Annotated in this window: 24 protein-coding genes and 1 riboswitch; of the genes, 7 read left to right on the top strand and 17 right to left on the bottom strand. The window is 71.4% G+C overall.

Features of this window, described 5'->3' with window-relative positions:
- The first annotated feature begins 20 nt into the window (after positions 1–20).
- Together Raf01_RS22230 and Raf01_RS51300 are read left to right on the top strand one after the other, a co-directional pair.
- The gene (locus Raf01_RS22230; protein ID WP_203919897.1) at positions 21–914 is read left to right on the top strand and encodes a mechanosensitive ion channel family protein; all 894 of its coding nucleotides are present in this window, start codon (positions 21–23) and stop codon (positions 912–914) included.
- Positions 911–1,315 (top strand): Rv3103c transmembrane domain-containing protein, encoded by a 405-nt coding sequence (locus Raf01_RS51300; protein ID WP_505973667.1) that lies wholly within the window; start codon positions 911–913, stop codon positions 1,313–1,315. Before Raf01_RS22230 ends, Raf01_RS51300 begins: the two co-directional genes overlap by 4 nt.
- 47 nt (positions 1,316–1,362) lie before the next feature.
- Here Raf01_RS51300 and Raf01_RS22220 read toward each other — a convergent pair whose 3' ends face one another.
- Complete coding sequence (locus Raf01_RS22220; protein ID WP_203919895.1) at positions 1,363–2,817, bottom strand: RNA-guided endonuclease InsQ/TnpB family protein; 1,455 nt, start codon at positions 2,815–2,817, stop codon at positions 1,363–1,365.
- Between the two features lie 480 nt (positions 2,818–3,297).
- Between Raf01_RS22220 and Raf01_RS22215 the strand changes: the two genes are divergently transcribed.
- Complete coding sequence (locus tag Raf01_RS22215; protein WP_239133807.1) at positions 3,298–3,945, top strand: TMEM175 family protein; 648 nt, start codon at positions 3,298–3,300, stop codon at positions 3,943–3,945.
- A 98-nt stretch (positions 3,946–4,043) separates the two neighbouring features.
- Here Raf01_RS22215 and Raf01_RS22210 read toward each other — a convergent pair whose 3' ends face one another.
- Positions 4,044–4,934, bottom strand: a complete 891-nt coding sequence (locus Raf01_RS22210) for an SGNH/GDSL hydrolase family protein (RefSeq protein WP_203919894.1) — start codon at positions 4,932–4,934, stop codon at positions 4,044–4,046.
- Positions 4,935–5,082: 148 nt separating this feature from the next.
- On the opposite strand from Raf01_RS22210, the gene Raf01_RS22205 reads away from it, so the two are divergent.
- Positions 5,083–6,102 carry a serine hydrolase domain-containing protein gene (locus Raf01_RS22205; RefSeq protein ID WP_203919893.1) on the top strand — a complete coding sequence of 340 codons (1,020 nt, stop codon included), beginning with the start codon at positions 5,083–5,085 and terminating at the stop codon, positions 6,100–6,102.
- Positions 6,103–6,157: 55 nt separating this feature from the next.
- Here Raf01_RS22205 and Raf01_RS22200 read toward each other — a convergent pair whose 3' ends face one another.
- A complete protein-coding gene (locus Raf01_RS22200; RefSeq protein WP_203919892.1) occupies positions 6,158–6,913 on the bottom strand; it encodes a metallophosphoesterase family protein in 756 nt (251 codons plus the stop codon).
- A 147-nt stretch (positions 6,914–7,060) separates the two neighbouring features.
- Between Raf01_RS22200 and Raf01_RS22195 the strand changes: the two genes are divergently transcribed.
- A complete protein-coding gene (locus Raf01_RS22195) occupies positions 7,061–7,876 on the top strand; it encodes a MerR family transcriptional regulator (RefSeq protein ID WP_203919891.1) in 816 nt (271 codons plus the stop codon).
- A gap of 102 nt (positions 7,877–7,978) precedes the next feature.
- On the opposite strand, the gene Raf01_RS22190 is transcribed toward Raf01_RS22195, so the two are convergent.
- From Raf01_RS22190 to Raf01_RS22180, 3 genes are all read right to left on the bottom strand, one after another.
- Positions 7,979–8,803, bottom strand: a complete 825-nt coding sequence (locus Raf01_RS22190; RefSeq protein ID WP_203919890.1) for a methyltransferase domain-containing protein — start codon at positions 8,801–8,803, stop codon at positions 7,979–7,981.
- Between the two features lie 123 nt (positions 8,804–8,926).
- Complete coding sequence (locus Raf01_RS22185; protein ID WP_203919889.1) at positions 8,927–10,078, bottom strand: hypothetical protein; 1,152 nt, start codon at positions 10,076–10,078, stop codon at positions 8,927–8,929.
- Positions 10,071–11,459 carry a sensor histidine kinase gene (locus Raf01_RS22180; protein WP_239133806.1) on the bottom strand — a complete coding sequence of 463 codons (1,389 nt, stop codon included), beginning with the start codon at positions 11,457–11,459 and terminating at the stop codon, positions 10,071–10,073. The genes Raf01_RS22185 and Raf01_RS22180 overlap by 8 nt, the downstream gene beginning before the upstream one ends.
- A gap of 160 nt (positions 11,460–11,619) precedes the next feature.
- Between Raf01_RS22180 and Raf01_RS49720 the strand changes: the two genes are divergently transcribed.
- The gene (locus Raf01_RS49720) at positions 11,620–12,339 is read left to right on the top strand and encodes a response regulator (RefSeq protein WP_239133805.1); all 720 of its coding nucleotides are present in this window, start codon (positions 11,620–11,622) and stop codon (positions 12,337–12,339) included.
- A gap of 9 nt (positions 12,340–12,348) precedes the next feature.
- Positions 12,349–13,113 (top strand): maleylpyruvate isomerase N-terminal domain-containing protein, encoded by a 765-nt coding sequence (locus tag Raf01_RS22170; protein ID WP_203919887.1) that lies wholly within the window; start codon positions 12,349–12,351, stop codon positions 13,111–13,113.
- Between the two features lie 96 nt (positions 13,114–13,209).
- Here Raf01_RS22170 and Raf01_RS22165 read toward each other — a convergent pair whose 3' ends face one another.
- From Raf01_RS22165 to Raf01_RS22115, 11 genes are all read right to left on the bottom strand, one after another.
- Positions 13,210–13,893, bottom strand: a complete 684-nt coding sequence (locus Raf01_RS22165; RefSeq protein WP_203919886.1) for a LysM peptidoglycan-binding domain-containing protein — start codon at positions 13,891–13,893, stop codon at positions 13,210–13,212.
- Positions 13,893–14,112, bottom strand: a riboswitch (cyclic di-AMP (ydaO/yuaA leader). (Overlaps the previous gene by 1 nt.)
- 442 nt (positions 14,113–14,554) lie before the next feature.
- Positions 14,555–15,724, bottom strand: a complete 1,170-nt coding sequence (locus Raf01_RS22160; protein WP_203919885.1) for a beta-galactosidase — start codon at positions 15,722–15,724, stop codon at positions 14,555–14,557.
- On the bottom strand, positions 15,721–16,983 hold the full coding sequence (locus Raf01_RS22155; protein ID WP_203919884.1) for an MGDG synthase family glycosyltransferase: 1,263 nt from the start codon (positions 16,981–16,983) through the stop codon (positions 15,721–15,723). The genes Raf01_RS22160 and Raf01_RS22155 overlap by 4 nt, the downstream gene beginning before the upstream one ends.
- The gene (locus tag Raf01_RS22150; protein WP_203919883.1) at positions 16,980–17,903 is read right to left on the bottom strand and encodes an ABC transporter permease; all 924 of its coding nucleotides are present in this window, start codon (positions 17,901–17,903) and stop codon (positions 16,980–16,982) included. Before Raf01_RS22150 ends, Raf01_RS22155 begins: the two co-directional genes overlap by 4 nt.
- Entirely contained in the window at positions 17,900–18,991 is a 1,092-nt protein-coding gene (locus tag Raf01_RS22145; RefSeq protein ID WP_203919882.1) for an ABC transporter ATP-binding protein, read from the bottom strand. Before Raf01_RS22145 ends, Raf01_RS22150 begins: the two co-directional genes overlap by 4 nt.
- Before the next feature lie 20 nt (positions 18,992–19,011).
- Positions 19,012–19,569 (bottom strand): cupin domain-containing protein, encoded by a 558-nt coding sequence (locus Raf01_RS22140; RefSeq protein ID WP_203919881.1) that lies wholly within the window; start codon positions 19,567–19,569, stop codon positions 19,012–19,014.
- A 432-nt stretch (positions 19,570–20,001) separates the two neighbouring features.
- Positions 20,002–21,033: an ABC transporter ATP-binding protein gene (locus Raf01_RS22135; protein ID WP_203919880.1), complete on the bottom strand. Its 1,032-nt coding sequence runs from the start codon at positions 21,031–21,033 to the stop codon at positions 20,002–20,004.
- Complete coding sequence (locus Raf01_RS22130; protein WP_203919879.1) at positions 21,030–22,115, bottom strand: ABC transporter ATP-binding protein; 1,086 nt, start codon at positions 22,113–22,115, stop codon at positions 21,030–21,032. The genes Raf01_RS22135 and Raf01_RS22130 overlap by 4 nt, the downstream gene beginning before the upstream one ends.
- A complete protein-coding gene (locus Raf01_RS22125) occupies positions 22,112–23,044 on the bottom strand; it encodes an ABC transporter permease (RefSeq protein WP_203919878.1) in 933 nt (310 codons plus the stop codon). Before Raf01_RS22125 ends, Raf01_RS22130 begins: the two co-directional genes overlap by 4 nt.
- A gap of 10 nt (positions 23,045–23,054) precedes the next feature.
- On the bottom strand, positions 23,055–24,041 hold the full coding sequence (locus tag Raf01_RS22120) for an ABC transporter permease (RefSeq protein WP_203919877.1): 987 nt from the start codon (positions 24,039–24,041) through the stop codon (positions 23,055–23,057).
- A 7-nt stretch (positions 24,042–24,048) separates the two neighbouring features.
- A complete protein-coding gene (locus Raf01_RS22115) occupies positions 24,049–25,746 on the bottom strand; it encodes an ABC transporter substrate-binding protein (RefSeq protein ID WP_203919876.1) in 1,698 nt (565 codons plus the stop codon).
- Between the last annotated feature and the right edge of the window lie 32 nt (positions 25,747–25,778).

Here is a 25,778-nt window from a genome sequence, read left to right as displayed (position 1 = left end):
CGAGTGAGGCGACCGAAGCTATGTACGAGGGCCTGGCCCCCCTGACCGACGCCGGACTGTGGGCCCGCAGCAGCGGGCTGGAAATCGTGTTGTACGTCACCGGAGCGGTGCTGCTGACCCGGTTCGTGACCTGGCTGAGCAGGCGCATCACCGGCCGCATCGACGCCGAATCGTCCGGTGGCGACACGGTGGTGACCGAGGACGCCAAGCACCGGCACGCGGTGATCCAGGTGGTCGCCTGGGCTTTCCTGGTGCTGGTCTACTCCGTCACCGCGGTGCTCGTGCTGCAACGGCTGGGCATCCCGCTCAGCGGCATCGTGGCGCCGGCGACCGTGCTCGGCGTCGCGCTCGGATTCGGCGCCCAGCGCATCGTTCAGGACATCCTCGCCGGGTTCTTCGTGGTCACGGAGCGTCAGTACGGCTTCGGCGATCTGGTACGCCTCAACGTTCCGGGGACGATCACTCCGCTCACCGGTACGGTCGAGGAGGTCACGCTGCGCATGACCCGGATACGCACCATCAACGGCGAGGTCGTCACCACACCGAACGGGCAGATCATCCAGGTGGTCAACCTGTCCCGGGACTGGGCCCGGGCGGTGGTCGACGTCCCGATCCCGGCCACCGCCGACGTGACCCGGGTCAGTGCACTCCTGGTCGACGTCGGTAACGAGATGTACCGCGAGGACGAGCGGCACAACCTGCTGCTGGACCCGCCGACCGTGATGGGCGTGGAGAGCCTGGACATCGACCAGCTGAAGATTCGCGTGGTCGCCCGTACCCTGCCCGGCAAGCAGTTCGACATCGGCCGGATGTTGCGCGCCCGGATCACCAGCACGCTGCGCCGGGAGGGCATCAACGTCCCGGCCGACGTCAACACTGTACCGGCGACGGCGACGGCGGCGGGTCCGTCATGAGCCGCTGGAGGTCACCGAGCCACTGGAAGGTACGCAGGTCGACGGTGGCGCTGGTGCTGTTCTTCCTGGCGACGCTAGCCACGTACCTGCTCGTCCGGCCGGCGCCGGCACCGAAGGCCGCGTACCAGCAGCCGGCCCCGCCGCCCACCCACGCCGTACAGCCGACGCGGCCGGCCCCGCCCACGACCCGTCCGCCGGCGACACCGAGCGCGCCGATCCGGACCCCGTCGGCGACACCATCGGCGAGCCCGACCCCGCGGGCGACCCCGTCCACGACGGCCCCGGCGCGCCCGAGCCCCACGGGCTCGCCGACCGCGTCGGTCACACCGACCGGATCCGGGTCGGCGTCACCCCCACCACCACCGGGGCAGCCGACCGCGAACTACCGCGTGTTTCATTAGTCCCTGTGTGGGAGTTCATGATCCATCGTCCTTCTCGGGCGTCCCTGTCACCAGCACCCGGGATAGGTGTGGTGGGTGGGTTCTTCCGTCACCGGGGCTGGTTTCACCCGCACGTTAGTGTGGGCTAGAGCCGTCCTCTCGGGAAGAGTTGGTAACCGGGCCTCGTGCGTCGGGGTCCCGGGCTGGGCGTGCTGCTGCTCGGCCCAGACGGCGAGGTTGATGGCCGCGTTGCGGTCCCGGTCCACCCGGTATCCGCACGCCGCACAGGGGTAGACGCGCGCCGACAGCGGCATCGTCGTGGCGATGGTGTGGCAGCGGGAGCAGGTTTTCGTGGATGGGAACCACCGGTCGGCCTGGATGCAGTGGCCACCGCGCCAGGTCTGCTTGTAGGCGATGACCCGGCCCAGCTCGCCCCAGGCGGCATCACCGATCGCGCCGGCGAGGTGGTGGTTGGCCATCATTCCAGTGATATTCAGGGTCTCCAACACCAGCCGGTCGTGGGTCTGGACCAACTGGTTGGCAACCTGATGCAGGAACTCCTGCCGCACATTCCGGACCCGGGCATGCGCCCGGCCGAGCCGGGCCGCGGCCTCGGCACGGTTGACCGACCCCTTCTTCTTGCGGCTGTATTGCCGGGACAGTCGCCGCAGCCGCCCCTGAGCGGCCCGCAACGGCCGAGGCGGAGCGCCCTCCCGGAACACCTCCCGGCCGGTGGAGGTAGCGGCGACCACCAACGCATTCAGTCCCCGGTCCACCCCCACCCAACCACCGGTGTCGCCGTAGGGGTGTGGCGGGTGCTGCCGGTCCGGGTGCAGATCGGCCGCCTTCACGGTCAACGTCACCGTCCACCGCCCGGCCCGGTCGGACACTGTTGCGAACGCGATGCTGGCCCGCCCGGTGCGCAGCATCCGCCGCAGCTTGCGGGTATCTTCGCGTACCCGCAGCACACCGATGCGGGGCAGGGTCACCGACCGGGCACCCGCCTCACCGACCCGGATACAACCACGACCGCCGCGGGTTTTCTGCCGGATCCGAAACGACCGCCGATCTCGGTTCTTGCGCTTGAACCGGGGAAACCCGATCCGCCGCCCAGCACCCCGACCCCGGCGAGCGCCGGTATAGGCCGCCAGGGCCCGACCCAGATCAACCGCGGCCTCCTCCAAGACCTGCTGGTGCACCTCGGTCCGCCAGGCCAGACCAGTGGCCACAACGGCCACCTCACCGCACGAGTCAGCCACCAGCACCCGCCCCGCGGCCGCGGACACCTTCCACGCGTTGAACGCGTTGATCAGATCAAACCCCGACCACGGCACCCCCACCCCAGGATCGGCTGCCCGGGCGGTCAGCGCGTCCTTGACCAGCCGCAACGACTGGTTGTAGGCAAAGCGCGACGCACCCGCATGCCGCGCCAGCACCATCACCTGCGCCGGCGACGGCGACGGCGACGGCGACGGCGACGGCGACGGATCAACCGTGAACCGAAACGCGGTAGGTCTGCCCACAGCCGCGAAGTATCCACCGACCCACCGACAACTTTGAAAACACCGCTGGCCGTTTTTCAAAAATGGGCAGGGGCGAAACGCCGTGGTCGGCGTGTCGGTGATCGATGAATGGCGAGGTCTCCGGTAGAATCGGTGCAGGACACTAGTGCCGATCCGCCGGCAACTGTCACTCGAGGCCCGCTCGCATCCGACGGTGCGGGAGACTCGATGGCAGCGCGATGCGAGCGCCTTGTCTCGGGATCCGAATCGTCCGGCGCCCCGGACTCAGAGTTCCGCTCCGGTACGCCGAATAACCGGATAAGCTACCGATTACGCCCTCAATTGACTCGTTTCGCTCCGAGCCGGAGGGCACATCCGCGCCGTGACACCGTCATTCCCCGGTACCCGGCCAGCGCAGTGGGCGCTTCGATGACTCGCTGGATCCGGGAACTGGCCTCGGCCCAGAGGCCGCGGGCGGGGGCAGCCGACCCGGCGTTCGGGGTGGAGCGCGGGCCCAGGAGGGTAACCGGGTTCACCGATGCGGTCTTCGCCATCATCAGCACTCTCCTCGTCCTGGACATCCGCCTCCCGGCGGGAACCGATCATCTGGGACGGAGTCTTCTGGCGCTGTGGCCGTCCTATCTCGCCTACGCCATCACATTCCTTCTGATCGGCCAGACCTGGGTCAATCACCACATCATCTTCGACCACATCCGGTCCGTCGATCGGATCCTGCTGCTGCTGAACACTTTGATGCTGATGACCGGCGCGTTCCTGCCCTTCACCGCGTCGGTCCTCGCTCAGGCGTTCCGCACTGGGCACGGCGAGCGTGCGGCCACCGTTTTCTACGGCACCACCTTCATGCTGGGGGCCATCCTCTTCAACCTCATCTGGCGGTACGCGCAGCATGGCCAACGGCTCCTCGCGAAGACCATCGATCCCGAGGGGGCAAGCGTGATCAGCAGGCGTCTGCTGCCCGCGCCCTTCTGGCTCGCTCTGGGAACCGGGCTCGGCGTCGTGCTCCCCCTGCTGGGCGTCTTGGTGATCACTTCACTGATCCCGTTCTACTGGCTGTCGATCCCGGGTGAGAACCTTCGATCGAGGCGCCACCGAGGCAGTACCGGCGACGGCGGGCAGGCGCACGAGTGACGCGCCGCACATCGTGACCCAGACACACGACTGTTCCGGACAGAGCGGGGCGCCGGCCGGGTCGGTCACCCGGCCGGCGCCTCCGGCCTTCGGCGCCGCTACCGGGCCAGGGTGGCCAGGACCGCGTTGGCCATGCCCTGCTCGCCGGTCGCGTTCGGGTGGAACGGGGCGGCCGACGTCCCGGGTACCAGTCCCTCGGTCCACCGGGTGCCGCTGCTCTTGCACGAGTCGTGGCCGATCGACGGCGTGTAGACGTCGACGTACGTCGCGCCGTGCGCGGCCGCGGTGCTGGCCAGCATCGAGTTCAGCGCCTTCTCGACGCCGCGCAGGTAGGACACGTCGCCATAGGAGATCGGGACGACCGGCCAGCAGCCCAGACCGCTGTCCGGCAGGATCGCGGTGTACCCGACGACCACCACCCGCGCGCCCGGCGCCGCCGCGTGGATCGCGCTCAGCACCGCGGCCACCTTGGGCGCGGTCGCGTTGATCCGGGCGAGCAGCTGGTCGCTGCCGCCGGCGGTGTACTCGTTCTTGCACGGGCTGCCCAGCGGGTTGGACAGGCTGTCCTCGGCGCAGGTCTCGATGATGTCGGTGAAGCCGATGTCGTTGCCGCCGATGCCGACGCTGACCAGCGCCGCACTGGCGGTGACGGCGCTGATCTGCGCCGGAACGGCCTGGCCGAGTTCGCCGGTGCCGGCATTGAGGATGTCATTGGTCGTGGCGCCGCCACAGCTGACGTCGGCGAAGGACGAGGAGTGGATCGACGCGGTCACCAGCGACGGGTAGTTGTGGTTGGAGCGGGTGCAGTTGAGGTCCACCTGGCTGGGGATGAGCGGTCCGGAGGTGTAGGAGTCGCCGAGCGCCACGTAACGGCCGGTGGGTGCGGCCGCGTTGGCTGGCGTACCGATGAAGAGGCTGGCGGCGATCGCGGCGGTGGCCGCGACGAACCAGCGAGCGGTGCGGGGGCTTGCGGCCCTCCAGTTTTCCATGGCGCTCCCTGGGACGACGGGGATCGAGGATGATCAAAATTCTGAGCCGCACAGTGGCCACTGTCAATGAACTGACCCCTGCCCCGACCCGCGTGATCCCGCGGGAAACCCGCGTGCGCCGGGCAATGTGACCGGCTACCCTTCCCCCATGCCGTCGCTGGCCGAACAGGTCGAGGCGATCGCCGCCGCCACCGGGTTCGCCGGTGTCGTGGCAGTGGACGATCCCGCGCCGGTGCCGGGGACCGGCGGGAGGTCGTTCGCCGCCGCCTACGGGATGGCTCACCGGGCCCACCGGATACCCAACACCGTGGACACCCGGTTCGCGATCGCCAGCGGCACCAAGGGGTTGACCGCCCTGACCATGGTGAGCCTCATAGAGGACGGCGCGCTGCGGCTGTCCACCACCGCGCGCTCGGTGCTCGGCAAGGACCTGCCGCTGATCGGCGACGACGTCACCGTCGAGCAGCTGCTGGCCCACCGCTCGGGCATCGGGGACTACGTCGACGAGGAAGCCGACCACGCGGTGACCGACTACCTCGTGCCGGTACCGGTGCACGAACTGGCGACCACCGAGCAGTACCTGACGGTGCTCGACGGGTACCCGGCGAAGTTCGCCCCGGGGCAGCGGTTCTCGTACTGCAACGGCGGCTACGTGGTGCTGGCGCTGATCGCCGAGCGTACCGGCGGGGTGCCGTTCCCCGACCTCGTGCGGGAACGCGTCTGCGTACCGGCGGGCATGCCCGACACCGAGTTCCTGCGCTCCGACGAGTTGCCGGACCGGACCGCGATCGGGTACCTGTCGGCCACCCAACCGCGCACCAACCTGCTGCACCTACCCGTGCGGGCCGGCGGCGACGGCGGGATCTACTCCACGGCCGCCGACCTGAGCGCGTTCTGGCGGGCTCTGTTCGGCGGGCGGATCGTGCCGCACCGGTGGGTCGCCGAGCTGGTCCGGCCACGCAGCCGCGCGAGCGATCGGATGCGCTACGGCCTCGGCTTCTGGCTGCACGGGTCGAGCGACGCGGTGATCCTGGACGGGTACGACGCCGGAGTCTCGTTCCGCAGCGTGCACCGGCCGGGAACCGGGCTCACCCACACGGTGATCTCCAACAGCTCCGAGGGGGTGTGGCCGATCGCCCGGCACCTGTACGAGTTGCTGTCCGGCTGAGCCGGGCCGCCCGCCGAACGCCGGTGAACGCGCACGCCGGACGGACGCGCCCGGGTCAGGTCGTGCGGCCGTCGCGCGGGCCGAAGACCCGCAGGGCGTCGGTGTCCGACGCCTTCGACCGCAGGAAGTACTCGGCGAACTCGCGCGCCTTCGGGTACGCCGACTCCTCGCTCATCCGGGCACAGGCGGCGTCGACGTCGAACCGGGTACGGCGCATCGTCACGCCCCGGTCGCCGTCCAGCATCGCCCAATGCGCTCCCGGGCCCCCGTACGGCATGCCGACGCTGCCCGGGTTGACCACCAGCCGCCGGTCGACGAGCCTCACGAACGACATGTGGGTGTGCCCGCAGACCACTGTGGACACCGACGCGTCCAGGGTGGCGAACACCTCCGTCCACCGGTCGAGCCGGCTGTCGACGAGCACGACCTCCTCGTCGTCACGGGGAGTCGCGTGGCAGAACAGGATCGGGCCGAACCCGTCGATGTCGAGGACCGCCGACAGCGGCAGCGAGTCGAGCAGGTCGACCTGGTCGGGTCGCAGCTGTGCGGCCGCCCACGGGGCGACCGGGTCGGGCACGGACGCCTGCCCGTCGCGGTGGAGCGTGACCAGCTCACGGTCGGCGTTGCCGCGGACCCACACGGCGCGGTCGCCGAGCGCGGTCAACGCGTCGAGGGTCTCGACCGGCTGCGGCCCGGCGGCCAGGTCGCCGGTGAGGACGATGCGATCGGCGGACCGCACGTCCGGCTCGGCGAGGACCGCGTCGAGTGCCGGCAGTACCCCGTGAATGTCAGACAGCACCGCGACCCGCATGGGTCCCACCGTGGCCGACCGGCGTGCCCGCCGCAAGTTGTGTTCGCGGCCGGCGGGCGGTGCCGGCCGGGCATCGGGCAGGATGGGTGCCGACCGTGACGCGGCCTTGACTCTCACACGGTGTCAGGCCCGACCGTGGGACGTGCCATGTTCACCATCGGAGACTTCGCCAAACTCGGCCGGGTATCGGTCCGGATGCTGCGCCACTACGACGCGACGGGGCTGCTGATCCCCGCCGCGGTCGATGCGGCCAGCGGGTACCGCTACTACAACGCCGGGCAGCTCGGCCGGCTCAACCGCATCATCGCCCTGAAGGACCTGGGGTTCACGTTGCAACAGGTCCGGACGATCCTCGACGACGAAATCGACGTCGGGGAGCTTCGCGGGATGTTGCGCCTGCGGCGCGCGCAGCTGGAGGCCCAGCTGAGCGCGGACGCGGCCCGGTTGGCCGGTGTGGAGGCGAGGCTCCGGATCATCGAGACGGAGGGCCACATGAACACCGAGGACGTCGTACTCAAGCCGGTCGCCCCGCTCCGCATAGCGGAGCTGGCCGACACCGCCGCCGGGTACGGTCCCGAACACATCTCGCCGGTCATCGTGCCGATGTACCCGGAGTTGTTCCGGCGCCTGGAGGCGGCCGGCGTGACCCCGGCCGGTCCGGCGATCGCGTATTACGAGCCGGCCGGCGACGCGGTGACGGTGCACGCCGGGATGCCGGTCGCGACCGGCCCGAGCGCCGGCCAGGACTTCGCGGTCGTCGACCTGCCGGCGATTTCCGCGGCGACCATCGTCCACCACGGGCACATGGACGACGTGATGGGCAGCCTGCAGACGCTGGCCCGCTGGATCGAGGACAACGGGTACCGTCCGGTCGGCTACCACCGGGAGGTCTACCTGGACTACCACCCGGACAAGCCCGAGGAGGGCGTGACCGAGCTGCAGGTCGCGGTCACGCAGGGCTGACGACGCCGAGCTGAGGTTTCGTCAGGGCCGACACCACGACGTGTCGGCGGAGGGGCCGCCGCGGCTGGTCAGCCAGCGGCGGCCCCGTCCGCGTCCGGTCGACTACCGTGTGTTGGGGAGGGCGGGTAGTCCCGGGATCAACGTCGACGCGGGGTCGGGCGCGGGTACCCGGTCGAGGACGGCGAGGGTCTGCTTCGCCTGCGGTACCTCGATCCAGCTGATGTCGAGCCTGAAGGCGTCCGCGGCGGCCCGTACCGCCAGCGGCAGCGCCTGGTTGCGGTGGTGGGCGGTCAGCGCGTCCAGCGCCTCGACCGTGAGCCGGCCGGCGGCGTGCGCCCAGACCGTGCCCCAGCCCAGGCCGGTGCGCCGCTCGGCGCGGGCCACCCGTACCCCGCCGGTCCGCTCCCCTGGCCCGGTGCAGATCAGCCGCCCGCCCTCGGCCAGCAGACCGGCCAGCCGCAGCGCGGTGATCGCGGGTCGCGGCTGGGTGTGCACCACGTTCACGGCGACCACGAGGTCGACGCTGGCGTGCAGCCCGGACAGGTCGTCCACGTCGTCGCCCAGCCAGGTCACCGTCGCCCGGGCCACCGAACGCGGGGACAGCCGCTGGGTCGCCTGCGATCGGGCTGTCTGCGACCGTGACGGCGCGGGACCCGCCGCCGCGGCCGCAGACGGCTGCCGTCCCAGTGCCACCACCCGGTGACCGGCCTCGACGAGCGCCGTGGCGAGGGTGGGCTGCGCCGCCCCGGCCAGAAGCACCAGGCGGCCCGGCGCCCCGGCCAGCTCGACGATCGTCTCGGCCAGCCGCGCGCTCAGCGGCTCGGTCCACAACCGGTCGTACAGCGGCGCGGACGCCTCCCACCAACGGTGGTCGAAACGCTTCGCTTCCCGCCGCGCCGCAGCCTGCAAAGCCCCCGAGTGCTCCATGACGACAAGTGTGGCGGCCGGTGGCGCCGGTGGCATGACCCCCGATCGGGGTCACGCCGGTGGATCAGCAGGTACACGCAGTGTGACTGGCGCCGTTGTCCTGTCGGATCCGCGACCGAGCGGTCAGCGGGCCGGGACCGTGGCCGATGCCGGCTCGTCGATGCGCACGCTGGCCTGGACCCAGAGCCGATCCCCGTCCCGGAACGACTCGACCTCCGCGGCGCCGTTGTCGGGCTCCGGGGCGATCACCTCGGAGATGGCGTCGAGGTCCAGCTCGGTGTCCGCGACGACGCTGACCGCGACCAGGCCGCCGCCGACCGTCACGGTGATCCGGGCCTCGCCCCGGGCCGCCGCGAGGGCCGCGATCGGCGCCTCGGTCAGCGCGCGGCGCACCGGTACCGGCAGCGGCGGCACCTCCCCGGCGGTGACGAGGTCGACGATGACGCCCTTGCGTTCGGCGATGTCGGCACAGGCGCGCAGTTCATGAACCAGCGGATCGGAGATGTCGTCGGTCTCCACCACCAGGCGGCGCAGCCGGGCCGCCTCCGCCGCGCAGCGGTGCTGGATGCGCACGTCCGTCGGGTCGGCGCCGTAGCCCAGTTCGGCCAGCACGTCGGCGGCTCCCTTGCGGAGCACCTCGTAGCGCTGGCGGCGGGCCAGGTGCAGCTCGTCGGCCGCGGCCCGGCGGGTGGCGGTCGCCGCCTGCGCGGCCGAGGCCCGGGCGGACCATCCGGCGGCGGTACGCAGCGCCCGTACCGCACCGGACAGCCCCAGCTGCAAAGCAGCGGTACCCACGACGATCATCAGCCACCGCGACACCCCGACCCGGCCGAACTCCCGGTCGGGTACCAGCACCACGAACGCCACCGCGGCATTGACCGCGAGGAACAGCGCCATTCCCCGGATCGGCTTGCGCCAGAACACAATGAGTACGAGCCAGCCCACCGCGCCCCAGGCCCAGTTGGACTGCGTCAGCATCCGGCCGGGGCTGCACAGGTCGACCGCCAGCGAGTCGGCCAGCAGGATGCCCAGCACCAGCCCGGGCAGCGGCAGGTGGCCGTCGCGGCGCAGCAGGTACCAGGCGCACACGCCGGTCAGCGCCGAGAAGACCAGCCAGCAGGCGGCGACCACGCCCGGCCACCGGTACGTGGACCAGCCGGTCAGTGTGGTGGGCAGGTCGTTGCCGATGTGCCAGATGATGACGATCACCACGACGGCGATCGCGGTGCCCCGGGTGTAGCCGCGTTCGACGAGTTCGGCGGGCTCGTCAGCCATTCGGGCCTCCGTTGCCATCCGGGCCTCCATGGTCCGCACCCTGGACGGTCGCGGTACGGGTGACGGCGCCGTTGCCATGGGGCATGGCGGCGGGCCAGGTCAGCGTGATCCGGGTGCCGTGCCCCGGGGACGAATCGATGGCCGCCTCGCCGCCGACCGCCCGCATCCGGCCGCGGATCGCTTCCCGCAGCCCGTAGCGGTGCGCCGGTACCCGGCCCGGATCGAACCCACGCCCGGAGTCGACGACTTCCACGAGGATCTCGTCGCCCCGGCGCCCCAGCCGGACCTCGGCGGCGTTCACCCCGGCGTGCCGTACCACGTTGGCCAACGCCTGGCCGGCGGCCCCGGCGAACGCCTCGGCGACCTCGCCGGGCACCACGCACGGCAGCAGGCTCAGCTCCACGTCGAGTTCGACGGGAGCCTGCGCGGCGACGTCGCGCAGGCGTTGGTCGAGCCGGCCGTGGTCGGCGTCGGCCTGTGCCGCCCGGCCCAGGGCGTCGATCACCGCGAGGTCGGCCACCGCCCGCTCGCGCAGGGTCGCGGAGCCCCGATCGATCGCGCCGGTGCCCACGATGGTCAGCGTGGCCAGCACGGTGTCGTGCAGGCGGCGGTTCTCCTCGCGTTCGTGCGCGCGCCGCGCGGAGGCCACGTCGGCGGCCCGGCGCACCCGCTCGTACCCGTCGAGAGCCCGGTCCGCCTGGGCGGTGGCGCGGCGGATCAGCGCCATCAGCACAGCGGCCAACGCCACCTGCACCACGAGGATCGCCGCCTGGACAAGGCCGTGGTCGGGCAGGTCCGCCAGCGCCGCACCGATCAGGTATCCGGCGACCACGACCAGCCCCGCCGGTACGGCGACCGGCAGCGGCCAGGCGAAGTTGGCGATCACGACGGTCATCGAGGCGAGTACCGTGACCCACCCGGCTCCGGCCGGCAGCGCGTCGGCGGCGGTCAGGTGACCGTGCAGCACGCACAGCGTGGTGGTCAGCAGCACCTCGACGGCCACGAGCCAGGCACGCAGTCCGCGGGTGAGCGCGACCCAGGTGAACAGCGCGGCCCAGCCGATGTTGAGCGCGACGGCCGGCAGCACCCAGGGCAGTGACCCCGGCCGGGCGACACCGACGAGCGCGGCGACGCTGCCGACGAACGCGACCGCGTCACGAAGCGCGCAGGCGAACCAGGCGGTGAGCTTTCGCAGCGCGTACGTCGCGGGCTTCTGCGAAGACGAGCCGGGTGTGTGCTCCGGGGCGTCCGGCGCCTGCGCGCCGGGCAGCAACGCGGTCGGCAGCAGGGCCGAGGGCAGCAGCCGTTCGGGCACCCGCCACCGGGGCCGGGGAGCGCGGACCGGGGCAGCGGATCCGGCCGAGGTCAACTCGGTCGCCATCGAAGCCTCCCGGTACTTGTACGCGAGGGAACCCGCTCTGACACTATGGCGCAAACCGGGGCGACTCGACAATCATCAATCAGGTCGAACCGCCCGGACGGATACCGTACGCCATCGGTTCGGTCCAGAATGGACCAGTGGTGCGGAGAGGAGCGCTCGGGTGACGGAGAGCCAGGCCAAGGTGCGGGTGGCGGTCATCGACGATCACCCGGTGGTGCTGGAGGGCATCCAGTCCTGGATCCGGACCGACGATGCGCGGCGCGTGGAGGTCATCGCCGTGGGCGGCAGCATCGACGAGGTGCTCGACGGGCCGGGCGGTAGCTGCGATGTCGTGCTGCTCGACCTCAACCTGGGCGACGGCCCGGTCATCGACCGGATCGAGGGGCTGACCGCGACCGGGCGGCGCATCGTGGTGTTCTCCCAGAGCAGCGATCCGGACACCATCCTGAAGGTGCTCGACGCAGGGGCGTGCGCCTACCTGGCCAAGCACGAGGGTCGCGACCACTGCGTGGAGACGCTGGTCGCGGTCGCGGCGGACCGGCCATATGTGACGCCCAGCGTGGCCGGTGCGATGGTCACCGACCAGCGCCCGGCCAGTCCCCGGTTGTCCGGGCAGGAGCAGGAGGCGCTGCGCCTGTGGTTCCAGGGCATGTCGAAGGCGTCCGTCGCCCGCCGGATGAGCATCCAGGAAAACACCGTGAAGCAGTACATCGACCGGGCCCGGATGAAGTACATCAAGGCGGGCCGGGCGGCGCCGACGACGTTCGCCCTGCTGGCCCGCGCGATCGAGGACGGCCTGATCGATTCCCGGGAGGTCGGGGAATACCGGTCGTTCGCCGCCGCGCCGGAGCGGGCCGGCCGGGACGAGATCGACGCCTGAGGAGCGGTCGTGGACGCCATTCGGCTGGACGTCGCCCGGCTGCTCGACGGCCTCGACCGTGATCTGGCCCGGCTGCGGGCGGTCGTGGCCGGCAACCCGGGGGCACCGGTACCCACATGTCCACAGTGGACGCTAGCCGACCTCGCCCGGCACGTCGCGGACCTGTACCAGAACGTCGTCGTACGGCGGCTGCGGATGCACGCGGCCACACCGCGCCAGGATCTCGCGGCCGAGGAGCCGGTGGCCGCGCTGGACCGCTGCTACGCGGCGATGACCACCGAGTTCGCCGACCGCGACCCGGATGAGCACGTCGGGCGCGAGCCGCACGAGACGGTACGGTTCTGGATCCGGCGGATGGCACACGAGACCGCCATCCACCGGGTGGACGCGGAGTTGGCCGGGGGCCGGGCGGTGACCCCGATCCCCCAGGATCTGGCCACGGACGGGCTCGACGAGTTGCTGATCGAATTCCTGGAGACGGTGACCCGGCTGTTTCCGGAGGAGTTCGCCGACCGGTTGAGCGACTGGGCCGGTCGCCAGGTGCTGGTGGCGGCGGGCGATGTCGCGTGGCGGGTCACGGTACGCCCGGACGGCGCCGAGGTGACTTCGGAAGTCGGATTCGTTGCGGCCGCCGCCACCGTCCGCGCCGCACCGGACGTCCTGCTGCGGTGGCTCTACAACCGCGACGGCGGGGACGGCGTGAGGATCGACGGCGACGGGGATCTCGTCGTCCGGTTGCGGCGCCTGCTCACCGCGGTTACCAACACCGCCTGACGGCCGCCGCGGTCGCCACCTGCCGGCGGGTCTCCGGCCGCGGTCGCCGGCCGTCGGCGGGGCGCCCGCCGGCAGTGGCGGGCGCCCCCGAGCGTTCTAGAACTTCAACTTCTGGCCCGGAAGGATGAAATTCGGGTCCGCGCCGATGACGCCCTGGTTCTGCTGGTACAGCCGCTGCCAGCCGCCATCGAGGCCGTGCTGTGCGGCGATGCCGGACAACGTGTCACCGGCCAGCACGGTGTAGTCGGCACCGGCCGGCGCGGCACCGCCGGTGGACGAGCCGCCGGTCGACGCACCACTGTGCGACGAGCCACCGGTCGACGAGCCACCGCCGGTCGACGAGCCGCTGTGCGACGAACCGCCGGACGAACCCGAACCCGAGCCGGTGGAGTGCGACGAGCCGTACCGGCCGCACACCGGCCAGGCGCCGATGCCCTGCCCGGCCAGGACCTTCTCGGCGACGGTGATCTGCTGCTGCCGGCTGGCCAGGTCGGCGCGCGAGGCGTACCGCTTGCCGCCGTAACCGGCCCAGGTGCTCTGGGTGAACTGGAGGCCCCCGTAGAAGCCGTTACCGGTGTTGATGCTCCAGTTGCCGCCGGACTCACACTTCGCGATCGCGTCCCAGTTCACGCTCGGCGCGGCACCGGCCGCGCCGCCGGTGCCGAGTAGTGTCGCCACGCCGGCCGCGCCGGACAGCGCGATCGCGGCAATGATTCCACCACGACGGCGGGCCCGGCGGTTGGCCGGATCGTGGCAGTAGTTGTTTTTGGACAATGCCATGGCAGTCTCCTCCACGCCTGCGGGGTGAGCTGTCGGGTTCGGGCCGAGGGTGTGCCCGGCCGCACGGAAGTGCCGGCCCTTCTCGCCAGTCCGCACGCGCGGAATCAGGCTCTATTGAGGGTCAACGAGGCGGCTTCACCCCAAGACGCGCGCCGTGGCGCGCCGGAGAACGTGGGTCCCCCGCTCCTGCCGTATTTCTGGTTGCGCCGACCGGTGGCAGGACTCGGCGTGCCGGCGGCGTGGTCCACGGATGCGGACCACGCGACGCTAGGCCCGTAGACCGCCTCCGTACAAACGGAATCGGGAAGTTGGTGAGACTGCTCACGAGATTCACCCGGTCGAGTGCGGTCGAGCCGGGGCGGAGGCCGATATTTACGACATTCAGGAAGCACGAGGTATTCACATGGCAGGATGGCGGTCGACCGGGTCGGGTCGGGTCGTGGCGCGGCGCCAGACGCGCCAGGCCTGCCTGGTCGGCGACTGGTCTGGGTCGTGGCGCGGCGCCAGACGCGCCGAGCCAGACCAGTCGAAGCGGAGTTCGCGCGGGACAAGGATTCCGGAGGCACTCGGCCGGATGACGCCCGGCCGGCGGTCGCTGTGTCCACTGTGGACGGACAGTGGACGCAACGGTGAGCAGGCCGTGGTGGGACGCGGCGACCGCTCAGGAACACTCCAGTACCCGCTGGAACGCCCGCAGGTAGCGGCTGTCCCCGCCGCGCTCGCGGAGCAGCCAGTACTCCGCGCCCCAGAACAGGTACGCGGACACCGGCGAGCGCGCCTCGCGGCTCCACCGCATGCACTGGTTGAAGTTGCCGATCACGTGCTCCGGCAGGCAGCTGTACATCCCGGCATGGTCCGGGCTGGGCGGGTCGGTCACCGCCTCCCACGGTTCCGCCTGCCCCTCCGAGACCATGACCTGCTTGCCGGTGGCCGCGGCACGGGCGAACAGCCGCCGGCGCCGGCGTTGCTGCCACGGCGTGCGGCTGCCGTCGAGGTACACGCTGCGCCCGGCCGCGGCGACCAGCGCGTGGCGCGGATAGAAGTCCACGCCGACGATGTCGGCCAGCCGCTGCGCCACCGACAGCGAGTCACCCTGGTCCCGGGTGCGCCAGCCCTGCTGCACGGCGACTGGAAGCGAGGTGGGTAGGAAGCCGTTCATCAGCACCGGCCGGGTCGGGTCGGCCGCGCGTACCGCGTCGACCTCGCGGCGCACGAAGTCCTCCGACAGGCGCCACGAGTGTTCCATGCCGAGCGGGTCGACGGCCTCGTGCTCGACCTGCCACGCCACGATCGCCGGCCGGTCCCGGTACCGCCGCACGATCTGGGTGACGAATCCGGTCGCCGCGCCCAGCAGTGCCGGGTGGTGTCCGGGTTCCACCAGGCGTCCCTCGCGCAGCGGCTGGGGCAGGTGATGGCCGGGTACGAAGAACTCGGGGTAGCCGAACGCCTTGACCGCGCCGACACAGACGATGATGTCCTTGCCGGCCTGCTCGGCGGCGTCGATCTGCCGGTCCAGTTCGTCTGGCTGGAAGCTGCCCGGCGCCGGCTCGATCCGATCCCAGTACGCGGCGAGCCGGATCACCTGGAACGGGTACGCCAGAAGTGTGCGTAGGCACGCATCGGATTCCAGTCCCATCGCCTCGGCCTGTCTCGGCCGGAAACTGAGGCCGAGCCTGGTCGCGCCGCGGCCGGCCACCGGCATGCCCGACCACCCGTCGGTCAGTGGCCGGGCCGCCCGAGCGATGCGTACCTGTGCCGCCACCGGAGCCACCAGCGCGGCGGCGATCGCGCCGGCTGTCGCGACACCGGCGGTCACCATCGCGGCTGTCATCGGATACCTCCACTGTTGCGACCGGTCAGGCTCGACGCGCCTGCTGCCGCGCGACGACCCAGACCAGTCAGGCTCGGCGTGCCTTCCGCCCCGCGGCGGTCCAGACCGGTCGGGACGGCGGGTGCGGGTACGCCGACGAGGTCGGCCAGCAGCGCCGCGATTTCGGACGCGGCACCGGGACGGCCCAGCCGCGCCGAGGCGGTACGCATCCGGTCGACGGCCGCTGGATCCCGGCGCAGCAGGCCGATCTCGCGCACCAGCCGCCGTACCGTCGGGACATGCCTGCCGGCCCCGGCGCCGACGACGAACTCGATGTTCCCGCTCTCCTGTCCCGGCAGGTGCGAGGTCAGCAGCAGCGGGGTGCCGCAGCAGGTGGCTTCCGCGATCGTGCCCGGGCCCGCCTTCCCGGCGAGGACGTCGGCGCACCGCAGCCAGTCCGCCATGTTGTCGACGAACCCGCGGACGGTCAACCGCCCGCCCCACCGGCCGGCGAGGCTGGCGAGCCGGTCGTGCAGCCGGCGATTGCGGCCGCTCAGCACGACCACGCCGACGTCGTCGAAGTGCCGCAGGATCGCCGTCGCCCGGGAGGCGATGCCGCCGCTACCCTCGCCTCCGCCGGTCAGCAGTACCAGGAACCGGTGCTCGTCCAGGCCCAACGACCGGCGCAGGGCCGCCCGCTCTGCCGGGCGCGGCGGACCCGCGGCGAACGCCGCCGCCACCGGCGGGCCGATGTCCACCCGCGCGCGCCCCGGGCGCCCGCCCGGAACCCACGCGGCGCTGGGTGGCACGACGATCCGGTCCGCGTCGCCGTCCCGCCACGTCGCGTGGATGCTCACCAGATCGGTGACGATCGTGACCACCGGGGCCCGCGGCGCCGCGACGTCCCGGATCCGGATCGCGGCCGAGCCGGTCAGCGGGTGGAACGACACGATCGCGGCCGGCCGGTGGCGTGCCACCGCGTCGGCGACCGGCCGGTCGGCGAGGGTGAGCAGCGTCGACCGCAGAATGCGTGCGGACGCACGGAAGTCGCAGCCGTGGTAGACCGCGCCCCAGGCCCAGGGCGCCAGCCGGATCGACGGGCCGTACAGGCCGGTGAGACGGCGCAGCACGGCGGCCGAACCCGGGCCGCCGAGCGGGTCGCACAGCACCGGCGCGAACGCGCCCGGGTAGTCGTGACGCAGCGCCTGCGCGACCGCGTCCGCCGCCGCCCGGTGGCCGCCGCCGGTGTCCGCGACGAGGAACAGCAGTGTCGCCGTCACCGGGTGCGCTCCCGGTACTCGAACACCGCCGCGCCGGCCGCCATCAGCACCACGAACAGGCCGGCGACCACGGCGACGTCGACCCGAGGATCGCCGGTTACGGCGGCGGCGTACCCGTGGCGGCCCGCGTAGAACGCCGCCCGGTTGAGGTCGACCGCGTACCGCACCGGCATCGCCGCCGCCACCACGTTCAGGTACCCGGACAGCCCGCGCAGCGGCGCCAGCACGCCGCCGAGCACGTACTGCGGGATGATGAGGAACTGGAACACCTGCATCGCGGCCCGCTGGTTGGGCAGGACGGCGACGGTGACCAATCCGAACGCGCCACCGAGCAGGCAGCACGCCAGACACACCGGGGCCATCCGCGCCACCTGCCCCGGGCCGAACCGCACGCCGACGGCGAGCGCGAATCCGACGACGCACACGCCCTGGATCAGTGCCACGGCCGTCTCGCCGAGCACCTTCCCGGCGACCAGCGCCAGCCGCGCGACCGGAGCGACGAACAGTTCCCGGGAGAAGTCGTTCTCGCGGTCCTCGACGATCGAGATCATGCCGGCCGCGGCCGACTGGAACAGCGTCGCCGCGAGCACCCCGCTGAACGCGAGCGTCACCGCGTCCAACCCGGTGACCTCGCCCACTGTGGACTGCAGGACGCTGCCCAGCCCGGCGATCAGCAGGACCGGGAAGGCGAGGTTCACGGCCATCCGGGGACGGTCCCGGAGCAGCTTCACGACGTCGCGCCAGGCGATGACGAGGACGGCCGTCAGCTGATGCCCGATCCGGGACACGGCCGCCGGCCGCGTCGGTCGCCCGGGATCCGTCGGCCGGCCGGGACCGGCCGGTCGGCCGGTGACCGCCGAGCCGCCCGGCGGGACGGTGTCGCGGGCCGCCGCGGACCGGCGGGTGGCCGCTGGGTTCACCGGTCGGCGCCTGTCCGCGCCGCGTGGCCGATCAGCCGCAGGTACGCGTCCTCCAGCGTCGGCTGCGCGATGTGCAGCCGGGTCAGTTCGGACTCCAGGCTCCGGACGATGTCCTGAGCGCTGCGCCCGTCCAGCGGGACGCGCAACGCCGCCCCGTCGCCCACCGCCCCGCCGTCGGGCGCTCCGGCGCCATCCGCTGAGGTGCCGGGCGTAGCCGGGCCGCCGCTCACCGGGTCGCCACTCACAGCGCCGTCGCTTGCCGGGCCGTCGCTTGGAGGGACGTCGCTTGCCGGGCCCGAGCGGACCGGCAGGCCGAGCCGCAGCAGCTCGCGGCGCAGCGCGTCCCGGTCGCGCGCGTCGAGCACCAGCTCCGGCCTCGTGTGGCGGGCCTTCAGGTCGGCGGGTCGCCCGCGCTCGACGACCCGGCCGCCGGCCAGGACGCAGACCGCGCCGGCGCTTTCCGCCTCCTGCAGGTAATGGGTGGTGAGGAAAATGGTCGTACCATCCTGCCGCCGAACCTGCTCGAGGTAGGACCAGACCGCGCGCCGGCTGTCCGGGTCGAGGCCCACGGTCGGTTCGTCGAGGAACAGCACCCGGGGCCGGTGGGTCAGCGCACGGGCGATCTCCAGCCGCCGGCGCATGCCTCCGGACAGGATCCGGGTGCGCCGGTGGAGGACGCCGGTCAGGCCGAGGACGGCTGCCAGGTCGCTGACCTGCCGGCGGTACGCGGCCGGCATCATCCGGTACAGCGGGCGCCACGGGTACCGGCCGTACAGCACCGCGTGCAGGCGGATGTTCTCCTCCGCGGTCAGGTTGAGGTCCAGCGACGGCTGCTGGAAGACGATCCCGATGTTCCGGCGCACCAGCGACTGCCGAGTCGCCAGGTCGTGGCCGGCGATGCGGGCCTGGCCGCCGGACGGGATGAGCGTCGTGGTGAGAATCGAGACCACGGTGGTCTTCCCGGCGCCGTTCGGGCCGAGGAGACAGAAGAACTCGCCGTACGGGACGTCGAACGACACTCCGCCGACCGCGTCAGCGGTGCCGCCCCGGTACCGCTTCACCAGGTCGCGGACCTCGATGGCGTTCACCGCGGAGCCGTCACGCGCCATCACGCGCCGGCGCGCAGCCGGCGGTACCGGGAGTCCCGGCCTCCCACCCTCGCCAGCCGGGCCACCGCGCGCATCGCCAGCCGTACCAACCCGACCGGCAGGTACGGCGCGCGGACCTCACGCTCGAAGTCGGACATGAACAGCGCCAGGTCGAACAGGTGCGGCAACCACCGCCCGGCGGCGTGTTGTTCCCGGGCCATCGCGGCGGCGGTCTCCAGGAGTTCCCGCATCTGGAGCGCGGGCGTGGTGGTGACGAGCACCCGGGCCGTCTCCGGGCCGGCGTTGGCAAAGCTGTGCACGGTTTCCGGCGGTACCACCACGGTGGCCCCCGGCCCGGCGAGGATCGGGTGACCGCCGACCCGGAACCGCATCCGTCCGGACACGACCGTGAACCGCTCCTCCTGCGCGGGGTGAGCGTGGCTGCTCGGCACCCGCCCGCCCGGGGCGAGCATCAGCTCCCAGGCCAGTTGCGACTCGCCGGACCCGGATCCGGTCTCGTGGATCACGATCCGCTCGCCGCTGATCGGGTTGGTGATGACGTGCGTGTCGAGGACCATGGTTGCCTCCCCCCTCAGGTCGACCCCGGCGCCCGCGCCGGCCGCGGCCACGCGGTATCGCGCGTTTCGACCGGTCTGGCTCGGCGCGTCTTTCGCCGCGCCACGACCCAGACCAGTCGACTACCGGCCAGCGTAGGTGCGTCGCGCCGGTCGGCCATCCCTCAGCGCACGTATCGCCCTCTACTCCCCGGGTCGGTCGTGGCGCCGCGGGCCTACCCCCAGCGGCGTACGGCGGCCGGCGGCCGGGACGGGTGAAACATTCTCGGGAGCGACGCCTTCCGCGCCGAGCACCCGGCAGCCGTCGGCCGGCGGGTCGGTGTCGCCGCCTCACCGGCGCACCGCCGCCGTCGCGCTGGCCGGCCGGTCGGTGTCACCGCCTTCGACGCCGGTGGGTGGCTCGTCTACTCCCCCTGACGTAGGCGGGGGCGGCCGTCAGGCCGGTGCGTCGGCCGCGTGGGCGCGTGCCTGGTCGGCGTCCCGGTAGAGCCAGCACCTGGCGGTGTGCGTGGCGTCGACCGCGAACACCGGTACCGGTTGGCGGCAGACCTCCATCGCGTGCGGGCACCGGTTGCGGAACAGGCAACCGCCGTCCGGCGCCGGCCGCCCGGAGCGGTTGCCCGCACCGCCGTTCGGTCCGCTACCCGCCGCGGCGAGGTCGCGGGGTGCGGTCGTCGCGCGGCGTGCGGTCGGGTCCGGGGCCGCGCTGGCCAGCAGCTGAGTGTACGGGTGCGCCGGGCGCAGGATGACGTCGTCGCTGGAGCCGGACTCCACGACCTGGCCCCGGTACATCACCATCGCCTCGGTGGCGAAGTAGCGCGCGGTGGCCAGGTCGTGCGTCACGTAGAGGACGGCCAGGTCGTCTTCCCGCTTCAGCCGTTCGATCAGGTTGAGGATCTCCAGCCGGATCGACACGTCCAACATGGACACCGGCTCGTCGGCGAGCAGCACGCGCGGCCGGGGCGCAAGTGCGCGGGCGATCGCGACCCGCTGCCGTTGCCCGCCGGACAGCTCGTGCGGGTACTTGCCGGCCATCAGCTCCGCGGGGCTCAGGTTGACCCGGGCGAGCAGACCGTACATGGCTTCCTGGGCGGCAGGCCGGTCCTCGGCGACATCGTGCAGGCGCAGCGGCCGGCGCAGGTGATACCCGACGGTGTGAGTCGGATTGAGCGAGGCGAACGGATCCTGGAAGATCATCTGTACGGTGCCCCGGTACCGGCGGACCGCCCGGTACCCGCCCGGCACCGGTACTCCGTCCAGCCGGATCTCGCCCGAAGTCGGCCGGACCAGCCGGGCCAGCATCCGTGCGATCGTCGACTTGCCGCTGCCGCTCTCCCCCACGAGCGCCACGGTGTGGCCGGAGCGCAGGACGAACGACACGTCGTCCACCGCGCGCAAGGGGACGCGCCGGCCCCGGTCGTGCGTCACGAAGGTCTTGCTGAGGTGGCTGACCGCGAGCTCCGTCATGACGCCGGCTCCACGGGCGAGTCCGCCGCTGAGCCCGCCGGCACCGACGCCGATGCCGACCCCAGCGCGTCGTCCGGGCCGTCCGGCCGCAGCGCCGGATCGTACTGGGCGCAGGCGGTCAGCGTACCGACGTCGAGCAGCGGCGGGACGGCGGCGCCGCAGGCACCGAACGCGTACCGGCAGCGCGGCGTGAACGGGCACCCGGACGGCGGGTCGGCCAGGTCCGGTGGGGTGCCCGGGATGCCGTGCAACACCCTGCGGTCCCCGCGCAGCGTGGGGATCGACCCGAGCATCCCGAGCGTGTACGGGTGGTGCGCTCCGGCCTGGATCTCAGTCGCCCGGCCCTGTTCCACGATCAGCCCGCCGTACATGATGATGAGCCGGTCGCTGATCTCCAGCAGCAGCGACAGGTCATGGGTGATGAAGATGACCGCGAACCCGAACACCGACCGCAGCCGGTCGATCTCCTCCAGGATCTCCCGCTGGACGACCACGTCGAGGGCGGTGGTCGGCTCGTCCAGGATCACCACGTCCGGGCGCAGCGCCATGGCCATCGCTATCATCACCCGCTGCCGCATCCCGCCGGACAGCTCGTGCGGGTACCCGGACATCCACCGCGCCTCGATGCCCACCAGGTCGAGCAGTTCGCGGCAGCGGTCCTCGCGCTCGCGGCGGGTCAGGTCCGGCAGGTGTGCCCGCAGGACGTCGCCGAGCTGCGCGCGCACCGACAGCACCGGATTCAGCGCGTTCATCGCGCCCTGGAACACCATCGCCACCCGCCGCCAGCGGAACGTCCGCAGCGCCTCGCCGGACAGCGCGGTCACGTCGATGGCGGTGCCGTCGGTGTCGTGGAACACCACGCTGCCGGCGGTCATCCGGGCCGGTGGACGCAGGAGGCGGGCGATCGCGTACGCGAGGGTGGACTTCCCGCATCCGCTCTCGCCGGCGATGCCCAGCACCTCGGAGCGGCCGAGGTCGAAGCTGACCCCGCGGACCGCGTGGACGGTTCTCGGACCGGCGTAGTCGACGGCGATGTCGCGCACCGACAGCACCGGAGCCGCGCCGCCCCCACCCGAACTCATGGCGTACCCGCCGTCGCTGGACGGTTCGCCTTGTCCCGAGGCACGCGCAGCCGTGGGTTGATCAGCTCGTCGAGGCTGAAGTTGATGAGTGCCAGGCCGGCACCCAGCACCGCGATGCACAGTCCCGGCGGGACGAACCACCACCACGCGCCCAGCGACAGCGCCTGGGCGTTCTGCGCGAAGTACAGCATGGTCCCCCAGGATCCGGAGCCGCCGAGCCCGAGGAACGCCAGCGCGGCCTCGGTCAGGATGCCGCCGAGCACCGCGAAGATGAACTGCGCGGCGATGATGGGCAGCAGGTTCGGCAGCACTTCAAAGCCGATGATGCGCCAGGCCGGTTCGCCGCTGACCCGGGCGGCGTCGACGTAGTCCCGGCCGCGTACCGACATGGTCTGCGCCCGCAGCACCCGCGCGGGCCCGGCCCAACTGGTCAGCGCGATGATGACCGCGATCATCGCGGCCCCCCGGCTGCCCAGGTAGTCGGTGACCAGAATGACCAGCGGCAGGCCCGGCAGGACCAGGAACACGTTGCTGAACAGGGACAGCCCCTCGTCCCAGCGGTTGCCCACGTACGCGCCGACCACACCGATGACGATGGAGATAAGGGTGGCCAGTACCCCGGTCACCAGCCCGACGGTCAGCGAGCCGCGGCTACTGACCACGAGGAGCTTGAACACGTCCTGCCCGGTGTTCGTCGTGCCCAGCAGGTGCGCCGCGGACGGGCCGAACAACTGGTCGTCGCTGACCCGTTCCGGGTCGTGCACGAACAGCGGCCCGATCAGGCCGGCAAGCGCGAAGAACAGCACGATGCCGAGCCCCGCCCGGAGTTTTCCGCTGCGCAGCAACCCCCTCCAGCCGGGCCGGCGGGTGCGCGGCACGACGACGGGCACGGTCTCACCGGTCACGTCCGCCTGCGTCTCGATGGTCACGCCGGCTCCCTCACGCCGCCTGCCGGGTACGCGGGTCGATGACCGCGTACAGCAGGTCCACGATGAAGTTCGCGCCGAGCACGGACAGCGCGATGACCAGGAAGAGGCCCTGCATGAGCGGGTAGTCGGCGTTGGAGACGGCGGCCACCAGCGTGGTGCCGACGCCCGGATAGGAGAACACGATCTCGGTGGCGATCGAGCCGCTGACCACGAAACCCAGCGAGATCGCGAACCCCGCCACACTGGGCAGCACCGCGTTGCGGGCGGCGTACTGCAGCATGACGCGAGCCGGCCGCAGCCCCTTGGCCTCGGCGGTGACCACGTAGTCCTCGGCCATGGTGGACACCATCATGTTGCGCATGCCCAGCATCCAGCCGGCGATCGATGCGACCACAATGGACAGCGCCGGCAGGATTCCGTGGTACAGGGCGCTTCCGATGAACGGGCCGTTGAATCCGATGGCCGTGGTGTCCACGTCGTACCCGCTGTTGAGCGGAAGCCAGTGCAGCAGGCCACCGAACAGGTACAGCAGCACCAGGGCCAGCCAGAAGTACGGGATGGCGGCCAGGAAGGTGGTGCTCGGGATCAGCGCGTCCGGCCAGGTGCCCCGGCGCCAGCCGGCGAGCATGCCCAGCCCCACCCCGATCAGGACGGCAAGTATGGTGGCCGTGCCGACCAGCGCCACGGTCCACGGCAGGCTCTGCTCGATGACCTTCGACACCGGCGCCGGGTAGTAGCTGACCGACAGGCCGAGCCTGCCATGCGCCAGGTTGCCGAGGTATTGCAGGTACTGCTTCCAGATCGGGTCGTGGGTGACCCCGAACTGCACCTCCAGGGCGTGCCGGGCGTCGGCCGACATCGGCGTCATGTTCTGCGTCTTGGCCAGGATGGCGTCGACCGGGTTGCCCTTCATCAGCTTCGGGATGAGGAAGTTGAGGGTCACCGCCGCCCACACCGCGATCAGGTAGAAGACGAGCTTCCGCCGCAGGTACCGCATGGGCCGGTTATCCCACCGGCTCCAGGTTCTTCGCCACGATGCCGATGTCCGGACCGTTGAACGGGGTGGCCAGAGCGTAGTGGTTCTGCTCGGTCGGGAAGTTGGTGAAGTTGTTCGTGCGGTACTCGATGAGCGCCGACGACTGCTGGATCGGAATGTACGGCTGCTGCGCCACGATGACGTCTTCGGCCTTGAACAGTTGGGCCTTGATGGCGTCCTTCTGGTCCGGTGGAAGCGCCTGGATAGCGGTCAGCGCCTGGTCCACTGTGGAGTCGCGGAACCGGCCGTAGTTGGAGCCCGCCTCCTGGCCCAGCGGCTTCGTCGTCCAACCCGCGAACGCTCGCTCGTACCAGCTGTACGGGTTGGGGCCGTCGGCGTACAGGTTCGTGATGATGACGTCGAAGTTGCCGGTCTGCTGGTCGGTGGAGAAGGCCGTGAAGGATTCCTGCTGCGTCTTGAGCTCGATGCCGGCCGACTTCAGCTCCTGCGTCATGATCTGCAGGGCGCTGATGTAGTCGCTGTAGCCCTGCACCACCTTGACGGTGAAGGACAGGCGCTTGCCACCCTTGGCGTAGAAGCCGTCCGCGCCCTTGGTGTAGCCGGCCTGCTGCAGGGTCTGCTCGGCCTGCTGCTGGTTGTAGGGCAGCGTCAGGTTCTGGTACTCCGGCTTGATGTAGTCGTCGTACAGCGGCCGGGGCAGTTCCACCGGGCTGGCCGGCTTGCCGTAGCCGGAGAAGGCCAACTTGATGAGCTGGTCCCGGTCGATGGCCAGGCTGACCGCCTTGCGGACGGCCGGGTCGTTGAACGGCGCCTTGGCCAGGTTGGGGATCAGGTTCGTGACGTACAGCTGGGACTCGTTGAGGTACTTGTTGTCCTTCGAGTCCTTGGCCACGTACTGCTTGTCGATGTCGGCGATGAACAGGCCGGTCCAGTCCAGCTGGCCGGCGGCCAGCGCGGCGATGGCGCTGTCGTTTCCGTTGTACTGGTGGAAGCGGATCCCCGCGATCTTCGGTTTGCCGGCGTCCCAGTAGTGCGGGTTGCGCGCGTACAGGTAGCTCTGCGGGCTCACCGACTTGACCACGAACGGGCCGGTCCCCACCGGCTTGTCGTTGGTGTACGCGGAGGCGTCGGTCACCTTCGACCAGATGTGTTCGGGCACGATCCAGGTGCGGCCGGCGATCAGCATCAGCCGGGTGTAGACCGGCTGGCTGAACGTGACGGTGACGTGGGTCTGGTCGGTGGCGGTCGCGCCGGTGACCGGCAGGCCCTGCAGGTTCGTCTTCGTGTTGTCCTTCAACAGGTTGAAGGTGAAGGCCACATCCTGCGCACTGAACGGCTGCCCGTCGCTCCACTTCACCCCGTCCCGCAGGGTGAAGGTCAGCGACTTGCCGCTGTCGCCGAAGGTGTACGCGGTGGCCAGCTGTGGCTGCACGTCGTCGGCCTTGCCGCCGTTGAAGTACATCAGGGCCTCGTAGAGCATGCTGTCCGTGCCGACCAGCGAGTTCTGCGAGAACGGGTTGAAGTTGGCCACGAATCCGGTGTTGGCCCCGGAGAACACGTTCAGGATCCGGTCGGCGGCCGCGGTCGAGGACTTGCCGCCGCCGCACGCCACCGTCGAACCGAGCAGGATGCCCGCCGCGCCGAGCGCGAGCAGCCGACGCGAGACGCGTCCACCCATCACCGTCACCCCGGGAAAGTTGGCCATCGAAGAATGTGACAGCGATAAGACCACTGAAA

It is taken from the genome of Rugosimonospora africana (assembly GCF_016862975.1).
In the GTDB taxonomy this organism is placed as follows: Bacteria; Actinomycetota; Actinomycetes; order Mycobacteriales; family Micromonosporaceae; genus Rugosimonospora; species Rugosimonospora africana.
The sequence above is the reverse complement of the archived record's forward strand: the minus strand, read 5'-3'. Positions and strand labels throughout refer to the sequence as shown.

What these genes read in the sequence shown, in the direction of transcription:
- Raf01_RS22230 (WP_203919897.1), top strand. Translation starts at nt 21, where the DNA reads ATGTACGAGGGCCTGGCCCCCCTGACCGACGCCGGACTGTGGGCCCGC.
- Raf01_RS51300 (WP_505973667.1), top strand. Translation starts at nt 911, where the DNA reads ATGAGCCGCTGGAGGTCACCGAGCCACTGGAAGGTACGCAGGTCGACG.
- Raf01_RS22210 (WP_203919894.1), bottom strand. Translation starts at nt 4,934, where the DNA reads ATGGAAAACTGGAGGGCCGCAAGCCCCCGCACCGCTCGCTGGTTCGTC.
- Raf01_RS22205 (WP_203919893.1), top strand. Translation starts at nt 5,083, where the DNA reads ATGCCGTCGCTGGCCGAACAGGTCGAGGCGATCGCCGCCGCCACCGGG.
- Raf01_RS22200 (WP_203919892.1), bottom strand. Translation starts at nt 6,913, where the DNA reads ATGCGGGTCGCGGTGCTGTCTGACATTCACGGGGTACTGCCGGCACTC.
- Raf01_RS22195 (WP_203919891.1), top strand. Translation starts at nt 7,061, where the DNA reads ATGTTCACCATCGGAGACTTCGCCAAACTCGGCCGGGTATCGGTCCGG.
- Raf01_RS22190 (WP_203919890.1), bottom strand. Translation starts at nt 8,803, where the DNA reads ATGGAGCACTCGGGGGCTTTGCAGGCTGCGGCGCGGCGGGAAGCGAAG.
- Raf01_RS22185 (WP_203919889.1), bottom strand. Translation starts at nt 10,078, where the DNA reads ATGGCTGACGAGCCCGCCGAACTCGTCGAACGCGGCTACACCCGGGGC.
- Raf01_RS22180 (WP_239133806.1), bottom strand. Translation starts at nt 11,459, where the DNA reads ATGGCGACCGAGTTGACCTCGGCCGGATCCGCTGCCCCGGTCCGCGCT.
- Raf01_RS22165 (WP_203919886.1), bottom strand. Translation starts at nt 13,893, where the DNA reads ATGGCATTGTCCAAAAACAACTACTGCCACGATCCGGCCAACCGCCGG.
- Raf01_RS22160 (WP_203919885.1), bottom strand. Translation starts at nt 15,724, where the DNA reads ATGACAGCCGCGATGGTGACCGCCGGTGTCGCGACAGCCGGCGCGATC.
- Raf01_RS22140 (WP_203919881.1), bottom strand. Translation starts at nt 19,569, where the DNA reads ATGGTCCTCGACACGCACGTCATCACCAACCCGATCAGCGGCGAGCGG.
- Raf01_RS22135 (WP_203919880.1), bottom strand. Translation starts at nt 21,033, where the DNA reads ATGACGGAGCTCGCGGTCAGCCACCTCAGCAAGACCTTCGTGACGCAC.
- Raf01_RS22130 (WP_203919879.1), bottom strand. Translation starts at nt 22,115, where the DNA reads ATGAGTTCGGGTGGGGGCGGCGCGGCTCCGGTGCTGTCGGTGCGCGAC.
- Raf01_RS22120 (WP_203919877.1), bottom strand. Translation starts at nt 24,041, where the DNA reads ATGCGGTACCTGCGGCGGAAGCTCGTCTTCTACCTGATCGCGGTGTGG.
- Raf01_RS22115 (WP_203919876.1), bottom strand. Translation starts at nt 25,746, where the DNA reads ATGGCCAACTTTCCCGGGGTGACGGTGATGGGTGGACGCGTCTCGCGT.